This window comes from Streptomyces sp. NBC_00102, from assembly GCF_026343115.1.
GTDB lineage: Bacteria > Actinomycetota > Actinomycetes > Streptomycetales > Streptomycetaceae > Streptomyces.
Genome location: NZ_JAPEMC010000001.1, coordinates 1,085,550 through 1,109,826, shown reverse-complemented (window position 1 = coordinate 1,109,826; position 24,277 = coordinate 1,085,550). Strand labels below are relative to the sequence as shown.

Sequence of the window (24,277 nt, the reverse complement as noted above, 5' to 3'; positions counted from 1 at the left end):
GCCGAAGAGGAAGAGGGCGATGGGGAGTTGGGAAAGGCGGACTGGTACGACCGGTACTTCGAGTACATGTGAGACGTCCGGAGCCGCCGGGCACCGTCCCACGCGGAGGATGCGCCCGGCCGCATCCGCCACGGCGAGAGGCCCGGCCCCGCTCGTGAAGAGCGGGAACGGGCCTCCAGGCAATGGCCGGTGACGGCCCCTCAGGAAGAGGCCGGCGGGTAGAGATCGCGGGGCAGCCGGGAGGCCGCCGCCGCGTCGAGCAGCCAGAGCGTCCGGGCGCGGCCGTACGCGCCCGCCGCCGGAGCCTGGATCTCCCCGGCTCCGGACAGCGCGATGGCCGCGGCCTCCGCCTTGTCCTCGCCCGCCGCGAGCAGCCACACCTCGCGCGCCGCCCGGATGGCCGGGAGCGTGAGGGTGACCCGGGTGGGCGGCGGCTTGGGGGCGCCGTGCACACCGACGACGGTGCGCTCGGTCTCCCGTACCGCGGGCAGCTCCGGGAAGAGCGAGGCGACATGGGTGTCCGGTCCGACGCCCAGCATCAGCACGTCGAACGTCGGGACCGGCCCGTGGTCCTCCGGGCGGGCGGCGGCCGCGAGTTCGGCGGCGTAACCCGCCGCGGCCGCGTCCGCGTCGTTCCCGTACGGACCGTCCGACGCCGGCATCGGGTGCACCCGTGCCGGGTCCAGGGCTACCGCGTCCAGCAGGGCCTCACGGGCCTGCGTGACGTTGCGCTCCGGGTCGCCGTCCGGCTCGAACCGCTCGTCGCCCCACCACAGGTCGAGCCGCGACCAGTCGATCGCGTCCCGGGCGGGCGCGGCGGCGAGCGCGGCCAGCAGGCCGTTGCCGTTGCGCCCGCCGGTCAGCACCACCGAGGCGTACCCGCGAGCGGCCTGGGCGTCCACGATCTTCGTGATCAGCCGGGCCGCCGCGGCCTGCGCCATCAGCTCCTTGTCGCGGTGCACGACCAGTTGAGGGGCACTCACTTGGACGCCGCCTTCTTGGCCGGGGCGGCCTTCTTCGCGGGGGCGGCGGCCTTCGGCTTCTCGGCCTCGGGAGTGTCGCCCTCGGCCGTTTCCGGCGCGGGAGCGGCGGGGGTGGCCGCCGCGACCTCGTCGGGGGCGGCCAGCTTCTCGACACCGAACTTCACCGTCGTCGCGTAGGTGTTGTCCGGGTCGAGGCGCCGCAGCTCCTCCGCCAGCAGCTCGGCGGTGTCGCGCCGCTTGAGCGCCACACCGCGGTCGGGCTGACCGGTCATCGAGAGGGTGGCCAGCGAGCCGTCCGCACGGTCGAGAACGATCGGGCCGTTCTTCGTCTCCATGCGGACCGCGGTCAGACCGGGGCCCTGGGAGGGCGTACGCCCCACCGGGACGCCGAGCCGGTCCGCGAGCCACATCGCGAGCAGCTCGCAGCTCGGGTTGTCGCTCTCGCCCTCGACGGTCGCCGAGACGACCTGGGCGGGCTGCTGGTCCAGGGCGGCGGCCAGCATCGAACGCCACGGCGTGATGCGGGTCCACGCCAGGTCCGTGTCGCCGGGCTCGTACGTCGCCGCGCGGACGGCCAGTCCGTCGAGCGGGTGCTCGGCGGTGCCGGTGTCCGTGATGCGGCGCTGGGCGAGCGCGCCGAGCGGGTCCTTCGCCGGGTCGGCCGGGGCGTCCTCGGCCCACCACACCACGACCGGGGCGTCCGGCAGCAGCAGCGGCAGGACCACCGACTGGGCGTGGTTGGCGAGTTCGCCGTGGAGCCGCAGGACGACCGTCTCACCGGTGCCCGAGTCGGAACCGACCCGGATCTCGGCGTCGAGACGCGCGTCGCGACGGCTGCGCGGCGAGCGGCTGACCCGCTTGATCACCGCGATGATCCGCGAGGGGTGCTCGCGGGAGGAGTCGCTCGCCGCCTTGAGGGCGTCGTAGGCGTTCTCCTCGTCCGTGACGACGACCAGGGTGAGCACCATGCCGATGGCAGGGGTGCCGATGGCACGCCGGGCGGAGATCAGCGCGTTGTTGATCTTGCTGGACGTGGTTTCCGTGAGATCGATCTTCATGGCCGGCGCCAGCTCCGTCCGTCGCGTGCGAGCATCTCGTCCGCCTCGGCCGGACCCCAGGTGCCGGCCGCGTACTGAGCGGGCTTGCCGTTCTTTTCCCAGTACTCCTCGATCGGGTCGAGGATGTTCCAGGAGAGCTCGACCTCCTGGTGGCGGGGGAAGAGGTTGGCGTCACCGAGCAGCACATCGAGGATGAGCCGCTCGTACGCCTCCGGGCTGGACTCGGTGAAGGACTCGCCGTAGGCGAAGTCCATCGTCACGTCCCGGACCTCCATGGAGGTTCCCGGCACCTTCGAGCCGAACCGCACCGTCACACCCTCGTCCGGCTGGACGCGGATGACCAGGGCGTTGCCGCCCAGCTCCTCCGTGGCACCGGACTCGAACGGGAGGTACGGGGCGCGCTTGAAGACGACCGCGATCTCCGTGACGCGGCGGCCGAGGCGCTTTCCGGTACGGAGGTAGAACGGGACGCCCGCCCAGCGGCGGTTGTTGACCGTCAGCTTGATCGCCGCGAAGGTGTCGGTCATCGACTTGGGGTCGATGCCGTCCTCTTCGAGATAGCCGAGGACTTCCTCGCCACCCTGCCAGGCGTGGCTGTACTGGCCGCGCACCGTGTGCTTGCCCAGGTCCTCGGGGAGCTCGACGGCGGTGAGCACCTTGAGCTTCTCCGCGACGAGCGCCTTCGGGTGGAAGGAGCCGGGCTCCTCCATCGCGGTGAGCGCCAGCAGCTGGAGCAGGTGGTTCTGGATGACGTCACGGGCGGCGCCGATGCCGTCGTAGTAACCGGCACGGCCGCCGATGCCGATGTCCTCGGCCATCGTGATCTGGACGTGGTCGACGTACGACCGGTTCCAGACCGGCTCGAACATCGTGTTGGCGAAGCGGAGCGCCAGGATGTTCTGGACGGTCTCCTTGCCCAGGTAGTGGTCGATGCGGAAGACCTCGTTGGGCGGGAAGACGTCGTGCACGAGCTGGTTCAGCTCCTGCGCGCTCTCCAGGTCGTGCCCGAACGGCTTCTCGATGACGGCACGGCGCCAGGCGCCCTCCGTCTGCTCCGCGAGACCGTGCTTCTTGAGCTGCTCGACGACCTTGGGGAAGAACTTCGGCGGCACGGACAGGTAGAAGGCGAAGTTGCCTCCGGTGCCCTGCGCCTTGTTGAGTTCGTCGATCGTCTCCTTGAGAGTCTCGAACGCCTCGTCGTCGTCGAAGTTGCCGGGCACGAACCGCATGCCCTGGCTCAGCTGCTGCCAGACCTCCTCGCGGAAGGGGGTGCGGGAGTGCTCCTTGACGGCGTCGTGGACGACCTGGGCGAAGTCCTCGTCCTCCCAGTCGCGGCGCGCGAAGCCGATGAGCGAGAAGCCCGGCGGCAGCAGGCCGCGATTGGCCAAGTCGTAAACGGCGGGCATGAGCTTTTTTCTGGACAAATCGCCCGTGACACCGAAGATGACCAGGCCCGACGGCCCCGCGATGCGCGGGAGCCGTCGGTCCTGGGGGTCACGAAGCGGGTTTGCTCCGGGAACACCAGACAAAGTGGTCAGCCCTCCGAAGGAGCGAGGCGCGCGAGCTCCGCCTCGGTCGACTTGAGCAGGTCGTTCCAGGCCGCCTCGAACTTCTCGACGCCCTCGGACTCCAGCAGCGCCACGACGTCGTCGTAGCTGACGCCGAGCTTCGCGACGGCGTCGAGGTCGGCGCGCGCCTGCTCGTAGCCACCGGTGATGGTGTCGCCGGTGATCTCACCGTGGTCGGCGGCGGCCTCCAGGGTCGCCTCCGGCATGGTGTTGACCGTGTTCGGCGCGACGAGCTCGTCGACGTACAGGGTGTCCTTGAGGGACGGGTCCTTGACGCCGGTGGAGGCCCACAGCGGACGCTGCTTGTTGGCCTGCGCCTTGTCCAGGGCGGCCCAGCGGTCGGAGGAGAAGATCTCCTCGTACGCCTCGTACGCCAGACGGGCGTTGGCGAGGGCGGCCTTGCCCTTGGCGGCCTTGGCCTCGTCGGTGCCGACGGCGTCCAGACGCTTGTCGATCTCGGCGTCCACACGGGACACGAAGAAGGAGGCGACCGAGTGGATCTTCGACAGGTCCAGGCCCGCGGCCTTCGCCTGCTCCAGACCGGTCAGGTACGCGTCCACGACCTCGCGGTAGCGCTCCAGCGAGAAGATCAGCGTCACGTTGACGCTGATGCCCTTCGCGATGACCTCGGTGATCGCCGGCAGACCGGCCTTCGTCGCCGGGATCTTGATGAGCGTGTTCGGCCGGTCCACCAGCCAGGCCAGCTGCTTGGCCTCGGCGACGGTCGGCACGGTGTGGTGGGCCAGACGCGGGTCGACCTCGATGGAGACCCGGCCGTCCTGGCCGTCGGTGGCGTCGAACACCGGACGCAGGATGTCGGCGGCGTCACGGACGTCCGCCGTCGTGATCATGCGGATGGCTTCCTCGACGGTGACCTTGCGCGAGGCGAGGTCGGTGAGCTGCTGCTCGTAACCGTCGCCCGAGGAGATCGCCTTCTGGAAGATCGACGGGTTGGTGGTGACACCGACGACGTGGCTCTGGTCGATCAGCTCGGCGAGGTTGCCGGACGTGATGCGCTTGCGGGACAGGTCGTCGAGCCAGATCGCGACGCCTTCGTCGGAAAGGCGCTTCAGTGCGTCTGTCATGGAATTACATCTCCTACTGGTCGTATGTGTGCGTCAGCGCGCGACGGCGTCGAGAGATTCCCGGGCGGCGGCGACCACGTGCTCGGGGGTGAACCCGAACTCGCGGAACAGCACCTTCGCGTCGGCCGAGGCACCGAAGTGCTCCAGCGACACGATGCGGCCCGCGTCACCCACGTACCGGTACCAGGTCAGGCCGATGCCCGCCTCGACGGCGACCCGGGCCTTGACGGCCTTCGGCAGGACGCTCTCGCGGTACTCCGGGGTCTGCTCCTCGAACCACTCGACGCACGGCATCGAGACGACCCGGGTCGGCACACCGGCCGCCTGGAGCTGCTCGCGCGCCTCGACGGCGAGGTGCACCTCGGAACCGGTGCCGATGAGGACGACCTGCGGCTCGCCGCCGTCGGCCTCGAACAGCACGTAGCCGCCCTTGGCGGCGTCGTCGTTCGCCTCGTACACCGGCACGCCCTGGCGGGTCAGCGCCAGACCGTGCGGGGCACCCTTGCCGAACACCTTGGTCCAGCGGCGCTGGATCTCGCGCCAGGCGATGGCGGTCTCGTTGGCGTCGGCCGGGCGCACGACGTTCAGGCCCGGGATGGCGCGCAGCGAGGCGACGTGCTCGACCGGCTGGTGCGTCGGACCGTCCTCGCCCAGACCGATGGAGTCGTGGGTCCAGACGTACGTCACCGGCAGGTGCATCAGCGCGGACAGGCGGACGGCGTTGCGCATGTAGTCGGAGAACACCAGGAAGGTGCCGCCGTAGACGCGGGTGTTGCCGTGCAGCGTGATGCCGTTCATCTCCGCGGCCATGGAGTGCTCGCGGATGCCGAAGTGGATCGTGCGGCCGTACGGGTTCGCCTCGGGCAGCGGGTTGCCGACCGGGAGGAACGACGACGACTTGTCGATCGTGGTGTTGTTCGAGCCGGCGAGGTCGGCGGAACCGCCCCACAGCTCGGGGATGACCTCACCCAGGGCCTGCAGGACCTTGCCGGACGCGGCGCGGGTGGCGACGGAGGTGCCGGCCTCGAAGACGGGGAGCTTCTCCTCCCAGCCCTCGGGCAGCTCGCCCGCGTTGATCCGGTCGAACTCGGCGGCCCGCTCCGGGTTGGCGGTGCGCCAGGCGGCGAAGGACTTCTCCCACTCGGCCTTGGCGTCGCGGCCGCGGTCCAGCGCCTCACGGGTGTGCGCGAGGACCTCGTCGGAGACCTCGAAGGTCTTCTCCGGGTCGAAGCCCAGGACCCGCTTGGTCGCGGCGATCTCGTCGTCGCCGAGGGCCGAGCCGTGCGCGGCCTCGGTGTTCTGGGCGTTCGGGGCCGGCCAGGCGATGATCGAGCGGGCCGCGATGAACGACGGACGCTCGGTCTCGGCCTTGGCCGCCAGCAGCGCCTCGTACAGACCCGCCGGGTCCAGGTCGCCGTTGGGGAGCTGCTCCACGCGCTGGACGTGCCAGCCGTACGCCTCGTACCGCTTCAGGGTGTCCTCGGAGACCGCGGTCTCCGTGTCGCCCTCGATCGAGATGTGGTTGTCGTCCCAGAGCAGGATCAGGTTGCCGAGCTTCTGGTGCCCGGCCATCGAGGAGGCCTCGGCGGAGATGCCCTCCTGCAGGCAGCCGTCGCCGGCGATGACCCAGACGTCGTGGTCGAACGGCGAGGTGCCGGGCGCCGCGTCCGGGTCGAACAGGCCGCGCTCGTAGCGGGCGGCCATGGCCATGCCGACGGCGTTGGCGACACCCTGGCCCAGCGGGCCCGTGGTGGTCTCGACACCGGTGGTGTGGCCGTACTCCGGGTGACCGGGGGTCTTCGAACCCCAGGTGCGGAAGGCCTTGAGGTCGTCCAGCTCAAGGCCGTAGCCGGCCAGGTACAGCTGGATGTACAGAGTCAGGCTGGAGTGGCCCGCGGACAGCACGAAACGGTCGCGGCCCGTCCAGTCGGCGTCCGCGGGGTCGTGCCGCATCACCTTCTGGAAAAGGGTGTACGCGGCCGGAGCCAGGCTCATCGCCGTGCCCGGGTGGCCGTTTCCGACCTTCTGTACGGCGTCGGCGGCAAGGACGCGGACAGTGTCCACGGCCCGCTGGTCCAATTCGGTCCACTGAAGGTCTGTGGTGGTCGGCTTGGTGCTCACCCTGAGTCAGGGCTCCTCTCCACTGTTCGGAAAACCGGGGGCTGGTGACCGCACCGGACGATGTTGAGCCTACCCCTGTGACAACAAGGGATTTCCGGTTGGATTCCAGGGTGCGCGGCATTGGCGGAGTTCGCCTTCCGTATGAGCGGGACGGCTCACTATTGGGCTTCTCCAATGAGCGTGACCTGGTACTTCTGTGCTTCTCGACCGAGCGGCGGGTCTCTCGTCCGAGCTTCCCGGGGCGAGGTGTTCGAAAGGGTGTGGCAGCCGCTCGAACGCGCCACTCCAACACGAGTCCACCCCCGCGAAGGGCGGCCTGTCCCCAACGTCTACAGTGGTCTGGTTCGCGCAAGTCTTTACCGGGCCCTCACGCCCGGTGCTTGCTGGGATTTCTCTGTCAGGGGTGTGCGTGACGGCCGTCGAGTCCCGACCCGCAGGGGTCGCCTTGACTCCGAGCCCAGTGGGCCATCGCCCGTTCGGGGCCCGCATCAAGGCATTCGTGGCGCTGACGAAGCCGCGGATCATCGAGCTGTTGCTCATCACCACCGTTCCGGTGATGTTCCTGGCCGCTCAGGGTGTGCCCGACCTGTGGCTCGTTCTCGCAACCACCATCGGCGGATACATCTCCGCGGGCGGTGCGAATGCGCTCAACATGTACATCGACCGCGACATCGACGCGCTGATGGACCGGACGTCGCAGCGCCCGCTGGTCACCGGAATGGTGAGCCCGCGCGAGTGCCTGGCCTTCGGGATCACCCTCGGGGTCGTCTCGACCGTCTGGTTCGGGCTTCTCGTCAACTGGCTCTCCGCGGCGCTCAGCCTCGGCGCGCTCCTCTTCTACGTCGTCGTCTACACGATGCTGCTGAAGCGGCGCACCGCGCAGAACATCGTCTGGGGCGGGATCGCCGGCTGCATGCCGGTCCTCATCGGCTGGTCGTCGGTGACCGACTCGGTCTCCTGGGCCGCGGTCATCCTCTTCGCGGTCATCTTCTTCTGGACGCCCCCGCACTACTGGCCGCTGTCCATGAAGGTCAAGGACGACTACGCCCGCGTCGGCGTCCCGATGCTGCCGGTCATCGCCTCGAACCGGGTGGTCGCCCGCCAGATCGTCATCTACAGCTGGGTGATGGTCGCGGTCTCGCTGCTGCTGACCCCGCTCGGATACACGGGCTGGTTCTACACCGTGGTGGCGCTGCTCTCCGGCGGCTTCTGGCTCTGGGAGGCGCACGGCCTGCAGAACCGGGCCAAGGCCGGGATCGCCGGAGCGAAGCTGAAGGAGATGCGGCTGTTCCACTGGTCCATCACCTACGTCTCGCTCCTCTTCGTCGCCGTCGCGGTGGACCCCTTCCTGCGCTGACCGGCGTACGACCCTTCGCTCTCGCCGACGGGCGGGTGACGTGGCCCAGGCCACGTCACCCGCCCGTCGCCCGTTGCGCTACCCATCGGTAGCATCCTGTTCCATGGCAGACATGGCGCAGACGGATCAGACCCAGCAGGTGGACAGCAAGCGCGCGGCCCGCGACGGACGCAGGGCGGCCCGGCTGGCCAAGGAGATCGGCGCCTTCGCCAAGGCGCACGGCGGCGCCGAGGGGCAGCTGGCGTACATCGGCCAGGCGGGCACCCGGATCGTCCTGGTGGGCGAGGACGGCGGCTGGGGCGACCTCGTCGCCCCCTCGCACGCGGTGGCCGCGAGCGCCGCGGAGAAGTCCGGCATCACGCTGCACGAGAGCTTCGACGGAGAGTTCGCCGCGAAGGTGCGCACCGGCCGGTACGAATGGACCCGGATGGCGGGCATCCAGGTGGGTGGCCCGGCCAACCGCGACTGAACCCCTTTTCTTCGCGCACCGCACCGCACGCAGAAGCCCCCCGACACCAGGTGTCGGGGGGCTTCTCGCCTGTGCGCGCGCCCGGAGCGGGCGGGGCTCAGACGGTCGTCAGCGCATCGCCGGAACGGGGGAGCGGGGCGGCGGCGGCCACCGGGCGCTCGCGCTGGGAGAGCAGCACCCGCAGGACCCCGATCCAGACCAGGCACGCGCCCACCATGTGCAGGCCCACCAGGATCTCCGGGGTGTCCAGGAAGTACTGGACGTACCCGATGACGCCCTGGCCCATCAGTACGAGGAACAGCTCGGCGGCGCGGCGGCGCGGTCCGGGCGGGGCGTCCACGGCCTTCAGGACGAACCAGAGCGCCAGCGTCAGCGCCACCACGACCCAGGCCAGGTCGGCGTGGAGCTGGCTGATCAGCTTCCAGTCGAGCGGAATGCGATGCACGTCACTGGAGTCGCCCGCGTGCCGGCCCGCGCCGGTCACCACGGTGCCGACCGCGACCAGCAGCCCCGCGGCCACCACGAGGATCCAGGTCAGCTGGGAGACGGCCTTGCCGACCAGCGGCTTGGGGGCCTCGTCGCCTTCGCCCACCCGCTGGTGCATCACCACGGCGACGGTGATCAACGCGGCGGAGAGCAGGAAGTGCGCGGCCACGCTGTACGGGTTGAGGCCGACCAGCACCACGAAGCCGCCGAGCACGGCGTTGCCCATGACCACCCAGAACTGGGCCCAGCCGAGCCGGGTGAGGCTCCGCCGCCGGGGCTTGAGCGCCCGCGCCGCGACGATCGCCCAGCCGACGGCCGCGCAGAGCACGTACGTCAGCATGCGGTTGCCGAACTCGATGACGCCGTGGAAGCCCATGGCGCTGGTCGTGGTGAGGCTGTCCTCGGTGCACTTGGGCCAGGTGGGGCAGCCGAGACCGGAACCGGTCAGCCGCACCGCGCCGCCGGTGGCGACGATGATCACCGCCATCACGACGGCGGACATGGCGGCGCGGCGGACGGTCCGGGGGTCCGGGGTCCACCGTTCGGCGATGTACGCGAGGGGGTTCCGCGCGGCTTGAGCGACTTCGGCTCGGGTCAGCTTGGGCACGCGCACCATCGTAAGCGGCAGCTTGTGCAAGCTTTCACGAGGGGGACGAGTCGCCGCGAACCGTGACCGGAGTCACCGCCGCGCTGCCCCCTCCTACTCCCAGCGGAAGAACTTCGCCGCCGCGCCGAGCCCCAGCACCGACCAGACGGCGAGGATGCCCAGATCGCCCCAGGGGACGCCCGCACCGTGCTGGAGCACGTCCCGCAGGCCGTCCGAGAGCGCCGCGATCGGCAGCAGGCCGAGCACCGAGGCCACCGCGTCCGGGAACTTCTCCATCGGCACGATCACCCCGCCGCCGACCAGCAGCAGCAGGAAGACCAGGTTCGCCGCCGCGAGGGTCGCCTCGGCCTTCAGCGTCCCGGCCATCAGCAGGCCCAGGCCCGAGAAGGCGGCGGTGCCCAGCACCAGGAGGAGCAGTACGGCGAGGGGGTTGCCGTGCGGCGACCAGCCGAGCGCGAAGGCGATCACGGTCAGCAGGACCACCTGGAGCACCTCGGTCACCAGGACCGACAGGGTCTTGGAGGTCATCAGCGCCCAGCGCGGCAGCGGGGAGGCGCCGAGCCGCTTCAGGACGCCGTACCGGCGCTCGAAGCCGGTGGCGATGGCCTGGCCGGTGAAGGCGGTGGACATCACGGCCAGCGCGAGGATGCCGGGCGCCAGGAAGTCGACGGGATCGCCGGAGCCGGTGTCCACGATGTCCACGGAGCCGAAGAGCACCAGCAGCAGCGCCGGAATGATCACCGTCAGCAGCAGCTGCTCCCCGTTGCGCAGCAGCATCCGGGTCTCCAGCGCGGTCTGCGCGGCGATCATCCGGGACAGCGGGGCGGCGCCCGGGCGGGGGGCGTACGTACCGGCGCTCATGCGCGCAGCTCCTTGCCGGTGAGTTCCAGGAAGACGTCCTCCAGGGTGTGCCGCTCGACGGCGATGCCGTCCGGCATGACCCCGTGCTGGGCGCACCAGGAGGTGACGGTGGCGAGCAGCTGCGGGTCGATGGTCCCGGAGATGCGGTACGAGCCGGGGACGGGCTCGGCGGCGCCGGAGCCGTCCGGCAGCGCCTTGATCAGCGAGCCGAGGTCGAGCCCGGGACGCCCCGAGAAGCGCAGGGTGTTCTCGGCGCCGCCCCGGCAGAGCTCGTCGGGGCTGCCCTGGGCGACGACACGCCCGGCGTCGACGATGGCGACGTCGTCCGCGAGCTCCTCGGCCTCGTCCATGAAGTGGGTGGTGAGCACCGCGGAGACGCCGTCGGCACGCAGCTCGCGCACGAGGTCCCAGGTGGCGCGGCGGGCCTGCGGGTCGAGCCCGGCGGTGGGCTCGTCCAGGAAGACCAGCTCGGGGCGGCCGACGACGGCCATGGCGAGCGCGAGGCGCTGCTGCTGGCCGCCGGAGAGGCGCCGGTAGGTGGTGCGCCCGCAGCTGCCGAGGCCGAGACGTTCGATCAGGCCGTCGACGTCGAGCGGGTGCGCGTGCAGCTTCGCCATGTGGCGGAGCATCTCCTCGGCGCGGGCGCCGGAGTAGACGCCGCCGGACTGGAGCATGACGCCGATCCTGGGGCGCAGCCGTGCCGCGTCGGCGACCGGGTCGAGGCCGAGGACGCGGACGGTGCCGGCGTCGGGGCGGCGGTAGCCCTCGCAGGTCTCGATCGTGGTGGTCTTGCCGGCGCCGTTCGGGCCGAGGACGGCCGTGATGCCGGGGGCCGCCGCGAGGTCGAGGCCGGCGACCGCGGTCTTGGTTCCGTACCGCTTCACCAGGGAGGTGATCCGGACGACGGGCTCGCTTGTCATGGTGGGCAAGTCTAGGGCGTGCCTGACCCTTCCCGTCGGGCGGGCGGCGCCCGGTGCGGCACCTCGCGGCGTTGTCGGACCGCCCGGGTACATCCCGTACTCGGGCGGTCCTCCGCCTTGCGAGGCACCGCACCGGACACCGCCCACTGATCCGACGCGCAGGGTCGGACACGGCCCAGCGCGTGCCGTCGAAGTGCCGTCTGCCGGGCGGGCGGCCCGGCGGGTCTCTCCGGGAGTGGCGGCATTACGTCATGGCGTGCGCTCGCCACCGGGGGCTCCGGGCGGGTCCGGCGACCCGCCGGAGGCTGGCGGGGACCGGCCGGGGCCGGGTCCGGGGCATCCCCCGGGGGTCGTCTTGGCCGGACCGGGCCGACGCGGCCGTGGGAGAGACTGGCGCGCATGCCTGATCCAGGACGTCAGCCGACACCCGCCGAGGAGGCGGAGCCCGTCACGCCTGGCTCCCGCGCCGGAATTGGGGGTCCTGCCGCCCGGGGTCCTGCCGCCCCGGGCCCGGCCGACCGGCTGCGCGCCGTCTTCCTGCGGCTGGGCGACGACCTGCGCCGCGCGGAGGCCGACGCGGTCAGGTCGCTGGACGGCCTCCGGGGACCGGACACCGGGCCCGCGGGGGTGGAGATCGTCGAGGGGCGGCAGGCGCAGCGGCGCAGGGTCCTGGAACTGGAGCTGGGCGCGCGCCGGACCTTCGACGCCTTCCTGACCGGCCTCAACACCGTCACCCCGGTGCCGGCCACCCTGAAGTCCGCCGGAGGGCGGTGGGAGGGGGACGGGCCCGCGCGGCACGACGACGGTCCGGCGGTCGGCTACCGCATCCTGGTCGACCGCGACTTCCTCGCCGAGCCCGAGGCGCTGCCCGCGCTGGAGGAACGGGTGCGCGCCGGGGAGCAGGTACGGGTGGTGGACAGCCCGCTGATGAAGCTCGCCGTGGCGGACGGGGAGACGGCGATGGTCCAGGTCAGCCCGGACCTCTCGCTGCTGCTGCGGCCGCCCCTGGTGGTGCTGGCGGTCGAGCTGTTCGCGATGGCGTGGCGGCACTCCCGTCCGTATCTGCGCGAGGGCGGCGACCTGAGCCCGGCGGACCGGCGGATCCTGCAGCTGATGCTGTCGGGCCTGACGGACGCGGCGACGGCGAAGCAGGTCGGTACGTCGCCGCGCACCGTGCAGCGGCGGCTGCGCGCCCTCATGGACGCCGCGTCGGTGACCTCGCGGCTCCAACTGGGCTGGTACGCGATGCGCAACAACTGGTTCTGAAACATGTCCGGTTGAAGCATTCGGCGCTGATGGCTGTCGGGTCCACGACAGCTTTGCGGGTGTCGCACACTCGCCACCGGCATTCCTTGTCCCGGTGAGCGGACGTGCGCCAGGATCCGGTCATCCCCCCGCACCTTCCTTTCTCTCCCCCCTCTTCTCCCCCTCTTCATCTCTGAGTTCCCATCGGCAACGCGGAGTTCGGCGTGCCCGGAAGCGGATCGTTCCGGCACCGGCCGACGCCGTCGCGGGGCGGTCGGCGACAGACCCGCAGGGCGGAAGGACCGTCCTGTCCCAAGGAGGTTCCGCAGGTGACGTACGACTTCCCGCGCAGGCGAAGACTGTTCGCCGTCGCGCTCACCGCGGTGATGGCGGTGCCGCTGCTCGGAGCAGCCCCCGCCGTCGCCGGGCCCACACCGCCGCCGGCGGCGGGCGCACTTCAGGACAAGGCGCAGAGCAAGGTCGTGCGGCAGCTCGACGAGCACGCCACCACGACCTTCTGGGTGCGGCTCGACTCGGAGGCCGACACCTCGGCCGCCCGCAGGACGAGGAAGAAGACCGACAAGGACCGGGCGGTCATCGCGGCGAAGACCGCGCACGCGGACAAGAGCCAGAAGGCGCTGCGCGCGCTGCTGAAGGAGGCGGGCGCGCACTACACCCCGTACTGGATCACCAACACCGTCGAGGTCACCGGCGACAAGGCGCTGGCGGAGAAGATCGCCGCCCGCCCCGAGGTCGCCTCCCTCGACGCCGACACGGTGATCGACCTGCCCGACACCGAGCCCGGCACGGCCGAACCCCGGGCCGACGGCGTCGAGTGGAACGTCTCCGCGATCAACGCGCCCAAGGTGTGGGACGAAGTGGGGACGCGAGGGGAAGGCGTCGTCATCGGCAGCATCGACACCGGTGTCGACTACCTGCACCCCACGCTGACGCGCAACTACCGGGGCCTGAAGGCCGACGGCACGTACGACCACAGCTACAACTGGTTCGACGCGACGGCCACGTGCCCGGGGAACGCCCCCTGCGACGACTACGGGCACGGCACCCACACGATGGGCACCATGGCCGGCGACGACGGCGAGGGCAACGCGATCGGTGTCGCCCCCGGCGCGGAGTGGATCGCCGCCAAGGGATGCGAGGTGTCGGGCTGCTCGCAGGAGGCACTCCTCGCGGCCGGCCAGTGGATGCTCGCGCCGACCGACGCGATCGGGCAGAACCCCCGCCCGGACCTCGCGCCCGACATCATCAACAACTCGTGGGGCGGCGACGTCCTCGACCCCTGGTACGAGTCGATGGTCCAGGCGTGGGTGGACGCGGGCATCTTCCCGGCGTTCTCCAACGGCAACGCGGGCCCGAACTGCGCGACCGCCGGATCGCCCGGCGCGTACACCAACACCTACGCCTCCGGAGCCTTCGACAGCGACGGGAAGATCGCCGCGTTCTCCTCGCGCGGCTCGGGTGAGAACGGTGCGATCAAGCCGGACATCTCGGCCCCCGGCGTGGACGTCCGCTCGGCGGCGCCCGGAGGCGGCTACGCCGTCGAGTCCGGTACCTCGATGGCCTCGCCGCACACCGCGGCCACCGTCGCGCTGATGTGGTCGGTGTCCCCGGCGATCCGCGGTGACGTCGCCGCCACCGAACGCCTCCTCGACCAGAGCGCGACCGACGTCGACGACACCACCTGTGGAGGCACCGCGGGCAACAACAACGTCTACGGCGAGGGCCGGCTCGACGCGTACGCCGCGGTCGACGCCACACCGCGCGGCCCCCTCGGCGCGCTCACCGGCACCGTCACCACCGGCGGCACACCGCTCGCCGGCGCCACCGTCGAACTCGACGGCCCGATGTACGCCACCGCCACCACCGGTGAGGACGGCACGTACGCGCTGCCGAAGGTGATGACCGGCGAGTACGCCGTCAAGGTCTCCAAGTTCGGGTACGTGACCGCCACGTCCACCGCCACCGTCACCGAGGGCGCCACCACGACCCGGGACGCGTCGCTCGACGTCGCGCCGCGCGCCACCCTGACCGGTATCGCGCGCACCCAGGGCGGCGTCGAGGCCGGGGCGACGATCGAGGCGACCGGGACCCCGGTCACCGCCACCACCGGGGAAGACGGCAGCTACACCCTCGAACTCCCCTCGGGTGCATACCAGTTGAAGGCCACCCCGACTTCCCCCTGTGCCGATGTCGGCGTGTTCGCGACCGAGCTCGCGGCCGGAGCCAACAGCAAGGACCTCCTGCTGCCCAGCCGCAGCGACAAGTTCGGCACCACCTGCCAGGCCACGAAGGACTCCGCCTTCCCGGCGGGCACCACCAAGCTGACCACGAGCAGCGACTACGACGGCGGGGCGAGCATCGCCTTCCCGTTCCCCGTGGCGCTCTACGGCAAGACGTACCGAGCCGCCTCCGCGAACGTCGAGGGCTTCCTCTCCTTCGGACAGTCCGTCAACCTCTCCGCGAACGGGACGCTGCCCACCGCCGGCCTGCCCAACGGAGCGCTCTACCCCTTCTGGGACGACCTGCAGCTCGCCACCGCCGACGGCGGCCTGTACTGGGCGACCCGCGGCACCGCCCCGCACCGCGAGGTCGTCGTCGAGTGGCGGAACCTGGTGACGACCAGCGCGCGCACCCAGAAGCTGAGCTTCTCCGTGGTGATCGGCGAGGACGGCACGTACTCCTTCCACTACCAGAACCCGGCCGGAGGCGCGTACGCCCGTGGAATCGGGGCCACCATCGGCGCGGAGAACGGTGACGGCACCGACGCCCTGCAGTACGCGTACAACCAGGACGCCGTCACCGACGGCCTCGGCATCACCTTCCGGCCCGAGCACAGCGCGGCGCTCTCCGGCACGGTGACCGACGCCAACGACGGCAAGGCCCTCTCCGGAGCCGCCGTCACCGTCTCCCGCGGCGGCGAGCAGGTCGCCACCGGCACCACCGGGAGCGACGGCGCCTACCTCGTGCAGGTCCCGGCGACCGACAGGGCCGACTACGCGGTGACGGTCTCGGCCGCCCACTACACGGCCGCCACCCGCACCGTCCCGCTCGCCGCCCACTCCGCCGAGCGCGCCGCCACCGCGCTGAACACCGGCCAGGTCACCGCCACCCCGAAGTCGGCGATGACCCTGATCGTGCCCGTCGGCCAGACCCGGCAGCGCACCCTCACCCTGGCCAACTCCGGTTCGGCCGCCGACTACACGGTCGAGGAGGCGGGCGGCGCGCGCTGGTTCGCCGCCGCCCCGGCCGCGGGCCGCCTCGCCGAGGGCGCGCAGCAGCAGGCCGTGCTGACCTTCGACACGACCGGTCTCGCACCCGGCACCGTGCTCAAGGGCACCGTCGTCATCGCCTCCGACAGCGGCCGGACACCGGAGACCAAGGTGCCGGTGACCCTGATCGTGCCCGCCTACCAGGCGGCGCTCGACGCGGGCGCGGGCAAGGCGTTCACCGACCACGACGGCGACACCTGGGGGCCGGACCAGAAGTACGCGGCGGGCTCGTACGGCTTCGTCGGCAGCTCGGCCAAGGTGAGCACCACCAACGCCATCGAGGACACCGCCGACCAGAAGCTGCTGCGCACCGCCCGCGAAGGCGCTCTCGAATACCGCTTCGACAACGTGCCCGACGGCGTCTACCGGATCGACCTCGACTTCGCCGAACTCGGTACCACCGGCGCGGGCGGACGGGTCGTGGACGTGCTGGCGGAGGGCGCCCTCCAGGTGCCCGATCTCGACATCGTCCAGGAGACCGGCGGCAGTTACCGCGCGCTCACCAGGACGCTGACCGTCACGGTCACCGACGGGCAGCTGAACCTGCGCCTCGTCCGCGTCGCCGGCGCGCCGACGCTCGTCAACGCCGTACGGATCACCCAGCGGCCGGACCTCACCCCGGTCGGCTGACGCCCCGTCACCCACCCTGCCCATGCGTGTATCCGGGCGGCGGCACCCACCGCCGCCCGGCCGGAGGAGGAGCTCGACGTGAACCGACGCAGACCCCGGTGGCGAGGACTGTTCGCCGCCGCACTGGCCACCGCCGTGGGAGTGCCCTTCCTGGGCGCGCTGCCCGCCGCGGCCGACCCCGCACCCACACCGGCCCCGCTGCTCCGTAAGGCGGAAAGCAAGGTGCTGGAGGACCTCGGCGCCCGCGACCGGACCTCGTTCTGGGTCCAGCTCGACTCGGAGGCCGACACCTCGGCCGCGAGGAAGGCCACCACGAAGACCGGCCGGGACCGCGCCGTCATCCAGGCGAAGACCGCGCACGCGGACAAGAGCCAGAAGGCGCTGCGCGCGCTGCTGAAGGAGGCGGGCGCGCACTACACCCCGTACTGGATCACCAACACCGTCGAGGTCACCGGCGACAAGGCGCTGGCGGAGAAGATCGCCGCCCGCCCCGAGGTCGCGTCGATCCGTGCCGACGACGCGGTCGAGCTCCCGGTGCCCCTCGACGCCACGACGGAGCCCAAGGTCGACGGCGTCGAGTGGAACATCGACCGGATCAACGCGCCCGAGGTCTGGAACGAGTTCGGCGTACGCGGCGAAGGCGTCGTCATCGGCAGCATCGACACCGGCGTCGACTACCGCCACCCGGCCCTCGCGGCCACCTACCGGGGACTGCGCGCCGACGGATCGTACGACCACGCGTACAACTGGTTCGACGCCGTGGGCAGTTGCGCCGGCGACGCCCCCTGCGACGACCAGGGCCACGGCACCCACACCATGGGCACCATGGTCGGCGACGACGGCAACGGCAACGCGATCGGTGTCGCACCCGGCGCGAGCTGGATCGCGGCCAAGGGCTGCGGGACCACGGACTGCCCGCAGTCCGCGCTGCTCGCGGCCGGCCAGTGGATGCTCGCGCCGACCGACGCCGACGGCGAGAACCCCCGCCCGGACCTCGCCCCCGACGTCATCAACAACTCCTGGGGCGCCGACAGCCTCGACACCTGGTACCAGGCGATGGTCCAGGCATGGCGCGACGCGGGCATCTTCCCGGCGTTCTCCAACGGCAACGCCGGCCCGTCCTGCGACACCGCGGGCGTCCCGGGCGCCTACACCAACACGTACTCCTCCGGCGCCTTCGACAGCAGCAACAAGATCGCCGACTTCTCCTCCCGCGGCCCCGGCGTCGGCGGCACCGTCAAACCGAACATCACCGCGCCCGGAGTGAACGTCCGCTCGGCGGCCCCCGGCGGCGGATACGTCGCCAAATCGGGAACCTCGATGGCCTCGCCGCACACCGCCGCCACGGTGGCCCTGATCTGGTCGGCCGCCCCCGCGCTCCGCGGTGACGTCGCGGCGACCGAGGCGCTCCTGAACGACTCCGCGATCGACGTGGACGCCACCTCCTGCGGCGGCACCGCGGACTTCAACAACATCTACGGCGAGGGCCGGCTCGACGCGTACGCCGCGGTCCTCGCCGCCCCGCGCACGGACGTCGGAGCCCTCACCGGCACCGTCACCACGGACGGCGACCCCGCCGCCGAGGTCCACGTCGACGTGGACGGCCCGATGCACGCGAGCGTCCGTACGAAGGCGGACGGCACCTACGCGCTCCCGCGCCTGGTCGCCGGTGACTACCGGGTGACCGTGAGCAAGTTCGGCTACGTCACCGACGCGGCGACGGTCACCGTCACCGCGGACGCGACCGTCACCCACGACGCGGCGCTCACCACCGCCCCCACCGGCACCGTGAGCGGCACGGTGACCAGCGCGTCCGGCCTCGAGGCCGACGTGACGGTCAAGGTCCAGGGCACCCCGGTACGCGTCGAGACCGGCGCCGACGGCAGGTACACGCTCACCGTGCCCGTCGGCAGCTACCAATTCAGCGTGACGCCGCTCAACCACTGCGCGGCCGCCGTCGGCATCACCGTCACCGTGGCCAAGGGCGCCACCACCAGGAACATCGCGCTCGCCGCCCGTACCGACGCCTTCGGCACCACCTGCCGGCAGACCGGCGAGGCGTACCCGACGGGCGACACCGCGCTGGCCCTCAACCCCCCGACGGGCTCCTACGCGGCCGTCACCCTTCCCTTCCCGGTCGCCCTGTACGGGCACGTCTACGACAAGGGCTGGGTGACCCGCGACGGGCAGCTGGTCTTCGGCTCCCTGTACATGGGGGACAACGGCAGCCTGCCCAGCACCTCGGGAGCCAACGGCGCGCTCTCCCCGTTCTGGGACCAGCTCGCCACGGACTCCTCCTCCGGCGTGTACACGGCCGTGCGGGGCACCGCGCCGCACCGCGAGTACGTCGTGGAGTGGCGCGACATGCTGCTGGCCAGGAACACCACCCAGCGCATCGGATTCGCCGCCACGATCAGCGAGGACGGCACGTACACCTTCCACTACCAGGGCATCGGCGACGGCGCCTTCGAGCACGGGACCGGGGCCACGATCGGCGCCGAGAACCACGACGGCACCGACGGCTTCCTCTACTCCTTCGACGAGAGGTCGCTGCGCGACTCCATGGCGATCCGGTTCCGGCCGGAGGGACACGCCGTCGTCTCCGGCACGGTGACCGATGCCAACGACGGCAAGCCGGTCCCCGGCGCCACCGTCACGGTCACCCGGAGCGGGACCACGGTCGCCTCCCTCACCACCCGCGCCGACGGCGGCTACCTGGCGCAGATCCCGGCGACCACCGCGGCCAGCCACCGGATCGCGGTCACGGCACCCCACTACATGGCCGGGAACACCACGGTCACCCTGGAGAGCCTGTCCGCGGTCGGCACCGCGACAGCGCTGCGCACCGGCGCGGTGTCGGTCGCCGCCGGCGCCCCCGGGAAGCTGATCATGCAGGTCGGTGAGCGGCGCGAGCGCACCCTCACCCTCGCCAACAGCGGCTCCCCGGCCGCGTACTCCGTCACCGAGAAGAGCGGCGCGAGCTGGCTGAAGGCGTCCCCGGCGTCGGGCAGCCTGGCCACCGGTGGCCGGACGAACGTCGTGCTGACCTTCGACACCTCGGGGGCCGCGCCCGGCACGGTGCTGACCGGCACCCTCGTCGTGACCTCGGAGAGCGGCCGTGCGCCGTCCCTCTCGCTGCCCCTCACCGTGGTGGTGCCCGCCTACCGGAAGGGGATCGACGTCGGAGCCGACACCTCCTCGGTGGACGCGCTCGGCGACACCTGGTCGCCGGACCTCGCGTACGCGGACGGTTCCTACGGCTACACCGACCGGACCACGGTCCTCACGTACACCCGGCAGGACATCGTGGGGGCCTCCGACACCCGGGTGCAGCAGCTGCTGCGCTCCGGCCGTCAGGGGGTGACCGACTACCGCTTCGACGCCGTTCCGAACGGCGTCTACCAGGTGGAGCTGGGCTTCGCCGAGCCCGTCGCGGTGAAGCCCGGGAGCCGGGTCTTCGACGTGACGGCGGAAGGGGTGGAGAAGGTGTCCGACATCGACATCCGCCTGGAGTCGGGCGGCGTCCGCACGGCCCTCGCCAAGACCTTCACGGTGAAGGTGACCGACGGGCGGCTGGACGTGGGACTGTCCGCGGTCACCGGCGAGACCCTGATCAACTCGATCCGGGTGACCCAGCGGCCCGACATGTCCTGACACACGCCCGCGTTCCGAGGGCCCGTCCGGCATTCCCGCCGGGCGGGCCCCCGGCGTGTCCGGGGCTGTCCGCGCGGCTCCGGGGAGGCCTGATTAGGTAACCCTAAGTGATGGATTCCACGTTGATCGTTCCGGACCGTGGTTGTCATACGGCTTCGAATTACGCAACAATGGCGTTGTGAAATACGTTGGCGAGGCTCCGCAGGAGGAACTCGCGACCGGTGAGCGCCCGACGCGCAACCGGATCGCGCGCTCCATCCTCGACCACGGCCCGTCCACCGCCGCCGACCTCGCGAAGCGGCTCGGACTCACCCAGGCCGCCGTCCGGCGCCACCTGGACGCCCTCGCCTGCGACGGAGTCGTCGAACCCCGCGAGCAGCGGGTGTACGGCGCGCGGACCCGCGGCCGGCCGGCCAAGGTGTTCGCCCTGACGGACAGCGGCCGGGACGCCTTCGACCAGTCGTACGACAAGCTCGCGGCCGAGGCGCTGCGCTGGATCGCCGAGACCGCGGGCGACGAGGCGGTCGTCGCGTTCGCCCGCTCCCGGATGGCGGCCCAGGCCGACAAGTACCGCGCCGCGGTCGAAGCCGCCGCCCCCGAGGACCGGACAGCGGCCCTGGCCAGGGCCTTGTCCGCGGACGGGTACGCTGCTACGGCGCGCAGCGCGCCGGGCCCCCAGCAGGCCGAGCAGCTCTGCCAGCACCACTGCCCGGTCGCGCACGTCGCCGAGCAGTTCCCGCAGCTGTGCGAGGCGGAGACGGAATTCTTCTCCGAGCTGCTCGGGACCCACGTACAGCGTCTGGCCACCCTCGCCCACGGCGACGGCGTGTGCACGACGTACGTACCGAAGGGCGGTCCGGGCGGCGGTACCACCGACGCCGGCGCGCCCCCACAGACCACCACCACCTCAGTATCAGCAAGCACTGCCGGGAGGAACCCCGCATGACGCTCCCTACGGAGACTGCCCACCCCGAACTCGAGGGCCTGGGTACGTACGAATTCGGCTGGGCCGACTCCGACGCGGCAGGCGCGGCGGCCAAGCGCGGCCTCTCGGAAGAGGTCGTCCGGGACATCTCGGCGAAGAAGAACGAGCCCGAGTGGATGCTCAAGCTCCGCCTCAAGGGCCTCAAGCTCTTCGGCAAGAAGCCCATGCCGAACTGGGGCTCGGACCTGTCGGGCATCGACTTCGACAACATCAAGTACTTCGTGCGGTCCACCGAGAAGCAGGCGGAGTCCTGGGAGGACCTGCCCGAGGACATCAAGAACACGTACGACAAGCTCGGCATCCCGGAGGCGGAGAAGCAGCGCCTCGTCGCCGGTGTCGCCGCGCAGTACGAGTCCGAGGTCGTCTACCACCAGATCCGCGAGGACCTGGAGGAGCAGGGCGTCATCTTCCTCGACACGGACACCGCGCTGAAGGAGCACCCGGAGCTCTTCAAGGAGTACTTCGGCACCGTCATCCCGGTCGGCGACAACAAGTTCGCCTCCCTGAACACGGCCGTGTGGTCCGGTGGCTCGTTCATCTACGTGCCCAAGGGCGTCCACGTCGACATCCCGCTCCAGGCCTACTTCCGTATCAACACGGAGAACATGGGCCAGTTCGAGCGGACGCTGATCATCGTCGACGAGGACGCGTACGTCCACTACGTCGAGGGCTGCACCGCGCCGATCTACTCCTCGGACTCGCTGCACAGCGCCGTGGTCGAGATCATCGTGAAGAAGGGCGGCCGCTGCCGCTACACGACCATCCAGAACTGGTCGAACAACGTCTACAACCTGGTCACCAAGCGCGCCGTGGCGTACGAGGGCGCGACCATGGAGTGGGTCGACGGCAACATCGGCTCCAAGGTCACGATGAAGTACCCGGCCGTCTACCTCATGGGCGAGCACGCCAAGGGCGAGACGCTCTCCATCGCCTTCGCGGGCGAGGGCCAGCACCAGGACGCCGGCGCCAAGATGGTCCACATGGCCCCGAACACCTCGTCCAACATCGTCTCCAAGTCGGTGGCGCGAGGCGGCGGCCGCACCTCCTACCGCGGTCTCATCGAGATCGGCGAGGGTGCGCCGGGCGCCAAGTCCAACGTGCTCTGCGACGCGCTGCTCGTCGACACGATCTCGCGCTCGGACACGTACCCGTACGTCGACGTCCGCGAGGACGACGTGTCGATGGGCCACGAGGCGACCGTCTCCAAGGTCTCCGAGGACCAGCTCTTCTACCTGATGAGCCGCGGCCTCACCGAGTTCGAGGCCATGGCGATGATCGTGCGCGGCTTCGTCGAGCCGATCGCCAAGGAGCTCCCGATGGAGTACGCCCTGGAGCTGAACCGGCTGATCGAGCTGCAGATGGAGGGCTCGGTCGGCTAGTACGGCGCCCCCGCCGTACCAGCGCACCGACCCCCCTACTTCTTGACTTAAGAAAGCGAGCACTACGACAGCCATGGCTGAGGCTCAGAATTCCCCGGTGGGCTCCACCACCGCCGGTTCCATCGCGGTGGCCGCCGAGTCGACCGTCGCCACGCGCATGAGCGCCCCGCCCTCCTTCGACGTGGCGGACTTCCCGGTCCCGCACGGCCGTGAGGAGGAGTGGCGCTTCACGCCTCTGGAGCGCCTGCGCGGGCTCCACGACGGCACCGCGGTGGCGAACGGCGGCGGCGTCAAGGTCGCCGTGGAGGCGCCCGAGGGCGTCACGGTGGAGACCGTCGGCCGCGACGACGCCCGGCTCGGCCGGGCCGGTGTCCCGGTGGACCGGGTCGCCGCCCAGGCGTACTCCGCGTTCACGCAGGCGTCGGTCGTCACCGTCGCCAAGGAGGCCGTGCTCACCGAGCCGGTCCGCATCGCGGTGCACGGCGAGGGCGGTACCTCCTACGGCCACCTGCTCGTCGAGGTCGGCGCCTTCGCCGAGGCGGTCGTGGTCATCGACCACACCGGCGACGCGGTACTCGCCGCCAACGTCGACTACGTCCTCGGCGACGGCGCGAAGCTCACCGTCGTCTCCGTCCAGGACTGGGACGACACCGCGGTCCACGTCGGCCAGCACAATGCGCTGATCGGCCGCGACGCCTCGTTCAAGTCCGTCGTCGTCACCTTCGGCGGCGACCTGGTCCGGCTGCACCCCCGGGTCGCGTACGCCGGCACCGGCGGCGAGGCCGAGCTGTTCGGCCTGTACTTCACGGACAAGGGCCAGCACCAGGAGCACCGCCTCCTGGTCGACCACAACACCCCGCACTGCAAGTCCAACGCGGTGTACAAGGGCGCCCTCCAGGGCGACGGGGCCCACGCGGTCTGGATCGGGGACGTCCTCATCCAGGCCAAGGCCGAAGGCACCGACACCTACGAGATGAACCGCAACCTGGTTCTGACCGACGGTGCCCGCGTCGACTCGGTGCCGAACCTGGAGATCGAGACCGGCGAGATCGTCGGCGCCGGCCACGCCTCGGCCACCGGCCGCTTCGACGACGAGCAGCTGTTCTACCTCCAGTCCCGCGGTATCCCGGCCGAGGAGGCCCGCCGGCTCGTCGTGCGCGGCTTCTTCGCCGAGCTGGTCCAGCAGATCGGCCTGCCGGATGTCGAGGCACGCCTGCTCGACAAGATCGAGGCAGAGCTGAAGGCGTCCGTCTGATGGCGTTCGTCAAGGTGTGCGCGCTGAGCGAGCTGGAGGACGACACCCCCAAGCGGGTGGAGCTCGACGGCACCGCCGTCTCGGTCGTCCGTACCGAGGGCGAGGTGTTCGCCATCAACGACATCTGCTCGCACGCCAATGTGTCGCTGTCGGAGGGCGAGGTGGAGGACTGCATGATCGAGTGCTGGCTGCACGGCTCGTCCTTCGACCTGCGCACCGGCAAGCCGTCCGGCCTTCCCGCGACGCGCCCCGTCCCCGTTTACCCCGTCAAGATCGAAGGGGACGATGTGCTCGTCTCCGTCACCCAGGAGTCCTGAGTCACCC

General features: G+C 71.1%; 17 protein-coding genes. 9 read left to right on the top strand and 8 right to left on the bottom strand.

The genetic code is table 11. The annotated features are described in order from the left end of the window. Positions 1–200 precede the first annotated feature (200 nt). The 5 genes from pgl to tkt are packed head-to-tail and all read right to left on the bottom strand — an operon-like array spanning position 201 to position 6,815. Positions 201–983, bottom strand: coding sequence for a 6-phosphogluconolactonase (pgl, locus tag OHA55_RS04970; protein ID WP_266703160.1), 783 nt, complete (start codon positions 981–983; stop codon positions 201–203). Then, positions 980–2,041 (bottom strand): glucose-6-phosphate dehydrogenase assembly protein OpcA, encoded by a 1,062-nt coding sequence (opcA, locus tag OHA55_RS04965; protein ID WP_266703158.1) that lies wholly within the window; start codon positions 2,039–2,041, stop codon positions 980–982. The genes pgl and opcA overlap by 4 nt, the downstream gene beginning before the upstream one ends. Continuing rightward, a complete protein-coding gene (gene zwf, locus OHA55_RS04960; RefSeq protein ID WP_266703156.1) occupies positions 2,038–3,570 on the bottom strand; it encodes a glucose-6-phosphate dehydrogenase in 1,533 nt (510 codons plus the stop codon). The genes opcA and zwf overlap by 4 nt, the downstream gene beginning before the upstream one ends. Positions 3,571–3,575: 5 nt before the next feature. Continuing rightward, positions 3,576–4,694 carry a transaldolase gene (gene tal, locus OHA55_RS04955; RefSeq protein ID WP_266703154.1) on the bottom strand — a complete coding sequence of 373 codons (1,119 nt, stop codon included), beginning with the start codon at positions 4,692–4,694 and terminating at the stop codon, positions 3,576–3,578. Between the two features lie 33 nt (positions 4,695–4,727). Next, positions 4,728–6,815: a transketolase gene (gene tkt / locus OHA55_RS04950; RefSeq protein WP_266703152.1), complete on the bottom strand. Its 2,088-nt coding sequence runs from the start codon at positions 6,813–6,815 to the stop codon at positions 4,728–4,730. A gap of 403 nt (positions 6,816–7,218) precedes the next feature. On the opposite strand from tkt, the gene OHA55_RS04945 reads away from it, so the two are divergent. Both OHA55_RS04945 and OHA55_RS04940 read left to right on the top strand, forming a co-directional pair. Beyond that, positions 7,219–8,172 (top strand): heme o synthase, encoded by a 954-nt coding sequence (locus tag OHA55_RS04945; protein WP_266703150.1) that lies wholly within the window; start codon positions 7,219–7,221, stop codon positions 8,170–8,172. 112 nt (positions 8,173–8,284) lie between these two features. After that, positions 8,285–8,641: a hypothetical protein gene (locus tag OHA55_RS04940; protein WP_266703148.1), complete on the top strand. Its 357-nt coding sequence runs from the start codon at positions 8,285–8,287 to the stop codon at positions 8,639–8,641. Between the two features lie 97 nt (positions 8,642–8,738). On the opposite strand, the gene OHA55_RS04935 is transcribed toward OHA55_RS04940, so the two are convergent. The 3 genes from OHA55_RS04935 to OHA55_RS04925 form a co-directional block, all read right to left on the bottom strand. Then, complete coding sequence (locus tag OHA55_RS04935; protein WP_266703146.1) at positions 8,739–9,743, bottom strand: heme A synthase; 1,005 nt, start codon at positions 9,741–9,743, stop codon at positions 8,739–8,741. Positions 9,744–9,827: 84 nt separating this feature from the next. Then, positions 9,828–10,595, bottom strand: coding sequence for an ABC transporter permease (locus tag OHA55_RS04930; protein ID WP_266703144.1), 768 nt, complete (start codon positions 10,593–10,595; stop codon positions 9,828–9,830). Further along, positions 10,592–11,515 carry an ABC transporter ATP-binding protein gene (locus OHA55_RS04925; RefSeq protein ID WP_266703142.1) on the bottom strand — a complete coding sequence of 308 codons (924 nt, stop codon included), beginning with the start codon at positions 11,513–11,515 and terminating at the stop codon, positions 10,592–10,594. The genes OHA55_RS04930 and OHA55_RS04925 overlap by 4 nt, the downstream gene beginning before the upstream one ends. Positions 11,516–11,914: 399 nt before the next feature. On the opposite strand from OHA55_RS04925, the gene OHA55_RS04920 reads away from it, so the two are divergent. The 7 genes from OHA55_RS04920 to OHA55_RS04890 all read left to right on the top strand — a co-directional run bounded on the left by OHA55_RS04920 (position 11,915) and on the right by OHA55_RS04890 (position 24,270). After that, positions 11,915–12,781: a helix-turn-helix transcriptional regulator gene (locus OHA55_RS04920; protein WP_266703140.1), complete on the top strand. Its 867-nt coding sequence runs from the start codon at positions 11,915–11,917 to the stop codon at positions 12,779–12,781. Positions 12,782–13,089: 308 nt separating this feature from the next. Next, a complete protein-coding gene (locus OHA55_RS04915; RefSeq protein WP_266703138.1) occupies positions 13,090–16,680 on the top strand; it encodes a S8 family serine peptidase in 3,591 nt (1,196 codons plus the stop codon). Between the two features lie 78 nt (positions 16,681–16,758). Then, the gene (locus OHA55_RS04910; RefSeq protein ID WP_266703136.1) at positions 16,759–20,334 is read left to right on the top strand and encodes a S8 family serine peptidase; all 3,576 of its coding nucleotides are present in this window, start codon (positions 16,759–16,761) and stop codon (positions 20,332–20,334) included. A 178-nt stretch (positions 20,335–20,512) separates the two neighbouring features. Beyond that, entirely contained in the window at positions 20,513–21,280 is a 768-nt protein-coding gene (locus OHA55_RS04905) for a metalloregulator ArsR/SmtB family transcription factor (protein ID WP_266703134.1), read from the top strand. After that, positions 21,277–22,698, top strand: coding sequence for a Fe-S cluster assembly protein SufB (sufB, locus tag OHA55_RS04900; RefSeq protein WP_266703132.1), 1,422 nt, complete (start codon positions 21,277–21,279; stop codon positions 22,696–22,698). Before OHA55_RS04905 ends, sufB begins: the two co-directional genes overlap by 4 nt. Positions 22,699–22,771: 73 nt before the next feature. Beyond that, positions 22,772–23,953 (top strand): Fe-S cluster assembly protein SufD, encoded by a 1,182-nt coding sequence (sufD, locus tag OHA55_RS04895; RefSeq protein ID WP_266703130.1) that lies wholly within the window; start codon positions 22,772–22,774, stop codon positions 23,951–23,953. Further along, a complete protein-coding gene (locus OHA55_RS04890; protein ID WP_266703128.1) occupies positions 23,953–24,270 on the top strand; it encodes a bifunctional 3-phenylpropionate/cinnamic acid dioxygenase ferredoxin subunit in 318 nt (105 codons plus the stop codon). The genes sufD and OHA55_RS04890 overlap by 1 nt, the downstream gene beginning before the upstream one ends. Positions 24,271–24,277: the final 7 nt, after the last annotated feature.

Bases quoted from the DNA above. Each gene is read 5' to 3' on its own strand.
- OHA55_RS04890 (WP_266703128.1), top strand. From the start codon at position 23,953: ATGGCGTTCGTCAAGGTGTGCGCGCTGAGCGAGCTGGAGGACGACACC.
- opcA (WP_266703158.1), bottom strand. From the start codon at position 2,041: ATGAAGATCGATCTCACGGAAACCACGTCCAGCAAGATCAACAACGCG.
- sufD (WP_266703130.1), top strand. From the start codon at position 22,772: ATGGCTGAGGCTCAGAATTCCCCGGTGGGCTCCACCACCGCCGGTTCC.
- sufB (WP_266703132.1), top strand. From the start codon at position 21,277: ATGACGCTCCCTACGGAGACTGCCCACCCCGAACTCGAGGGCCTGGGT.
- OHA55_RS04920 (WP_266703140.1), top strand. From the start codon at position 11,915: ATGCCTGATCCAGGACGTCAGCCGACACCCGCCGAGGAGGCGGAGCCC.
- OHA55_RS04935 (WP_266703146.1), bottom strand. From the start codon at position 9,743: ATGGTGCGCGTGCCCAAGCTGACCCGAGCCGAAGTCGCTCAAGCCGCG.
- OHA55_RS04925 (WP_266703142.1), bottom strand. From the start codon at position 11,515: ATGACAAGCGAGCCCGTCGTCCGGATCACCTCCCTGGTGAAGCGGTAC.
- tal (WP_266703154.1), bottom strand. From the start codon at position 4,694: ATGACAGACGCACTGAAGCGCCTTTCCGACGAAGGCGTCGCGATCTGG.
- OHA55_RS04930 (WP_266703144.1), bottom strand. From the start codon at position 10,595: ATGAGCGCCGGTACGTACGCCCCCCGCCCGGGCGCCGCCCCGCTGTCC.
- OHA55_RS04940 (WP_266703148.1), top strand. From the start codon at position 8,285: ATGGCGCAGACGGATCAGACCCAGCAGGTGGACAGCAAGCGCGCGGCC.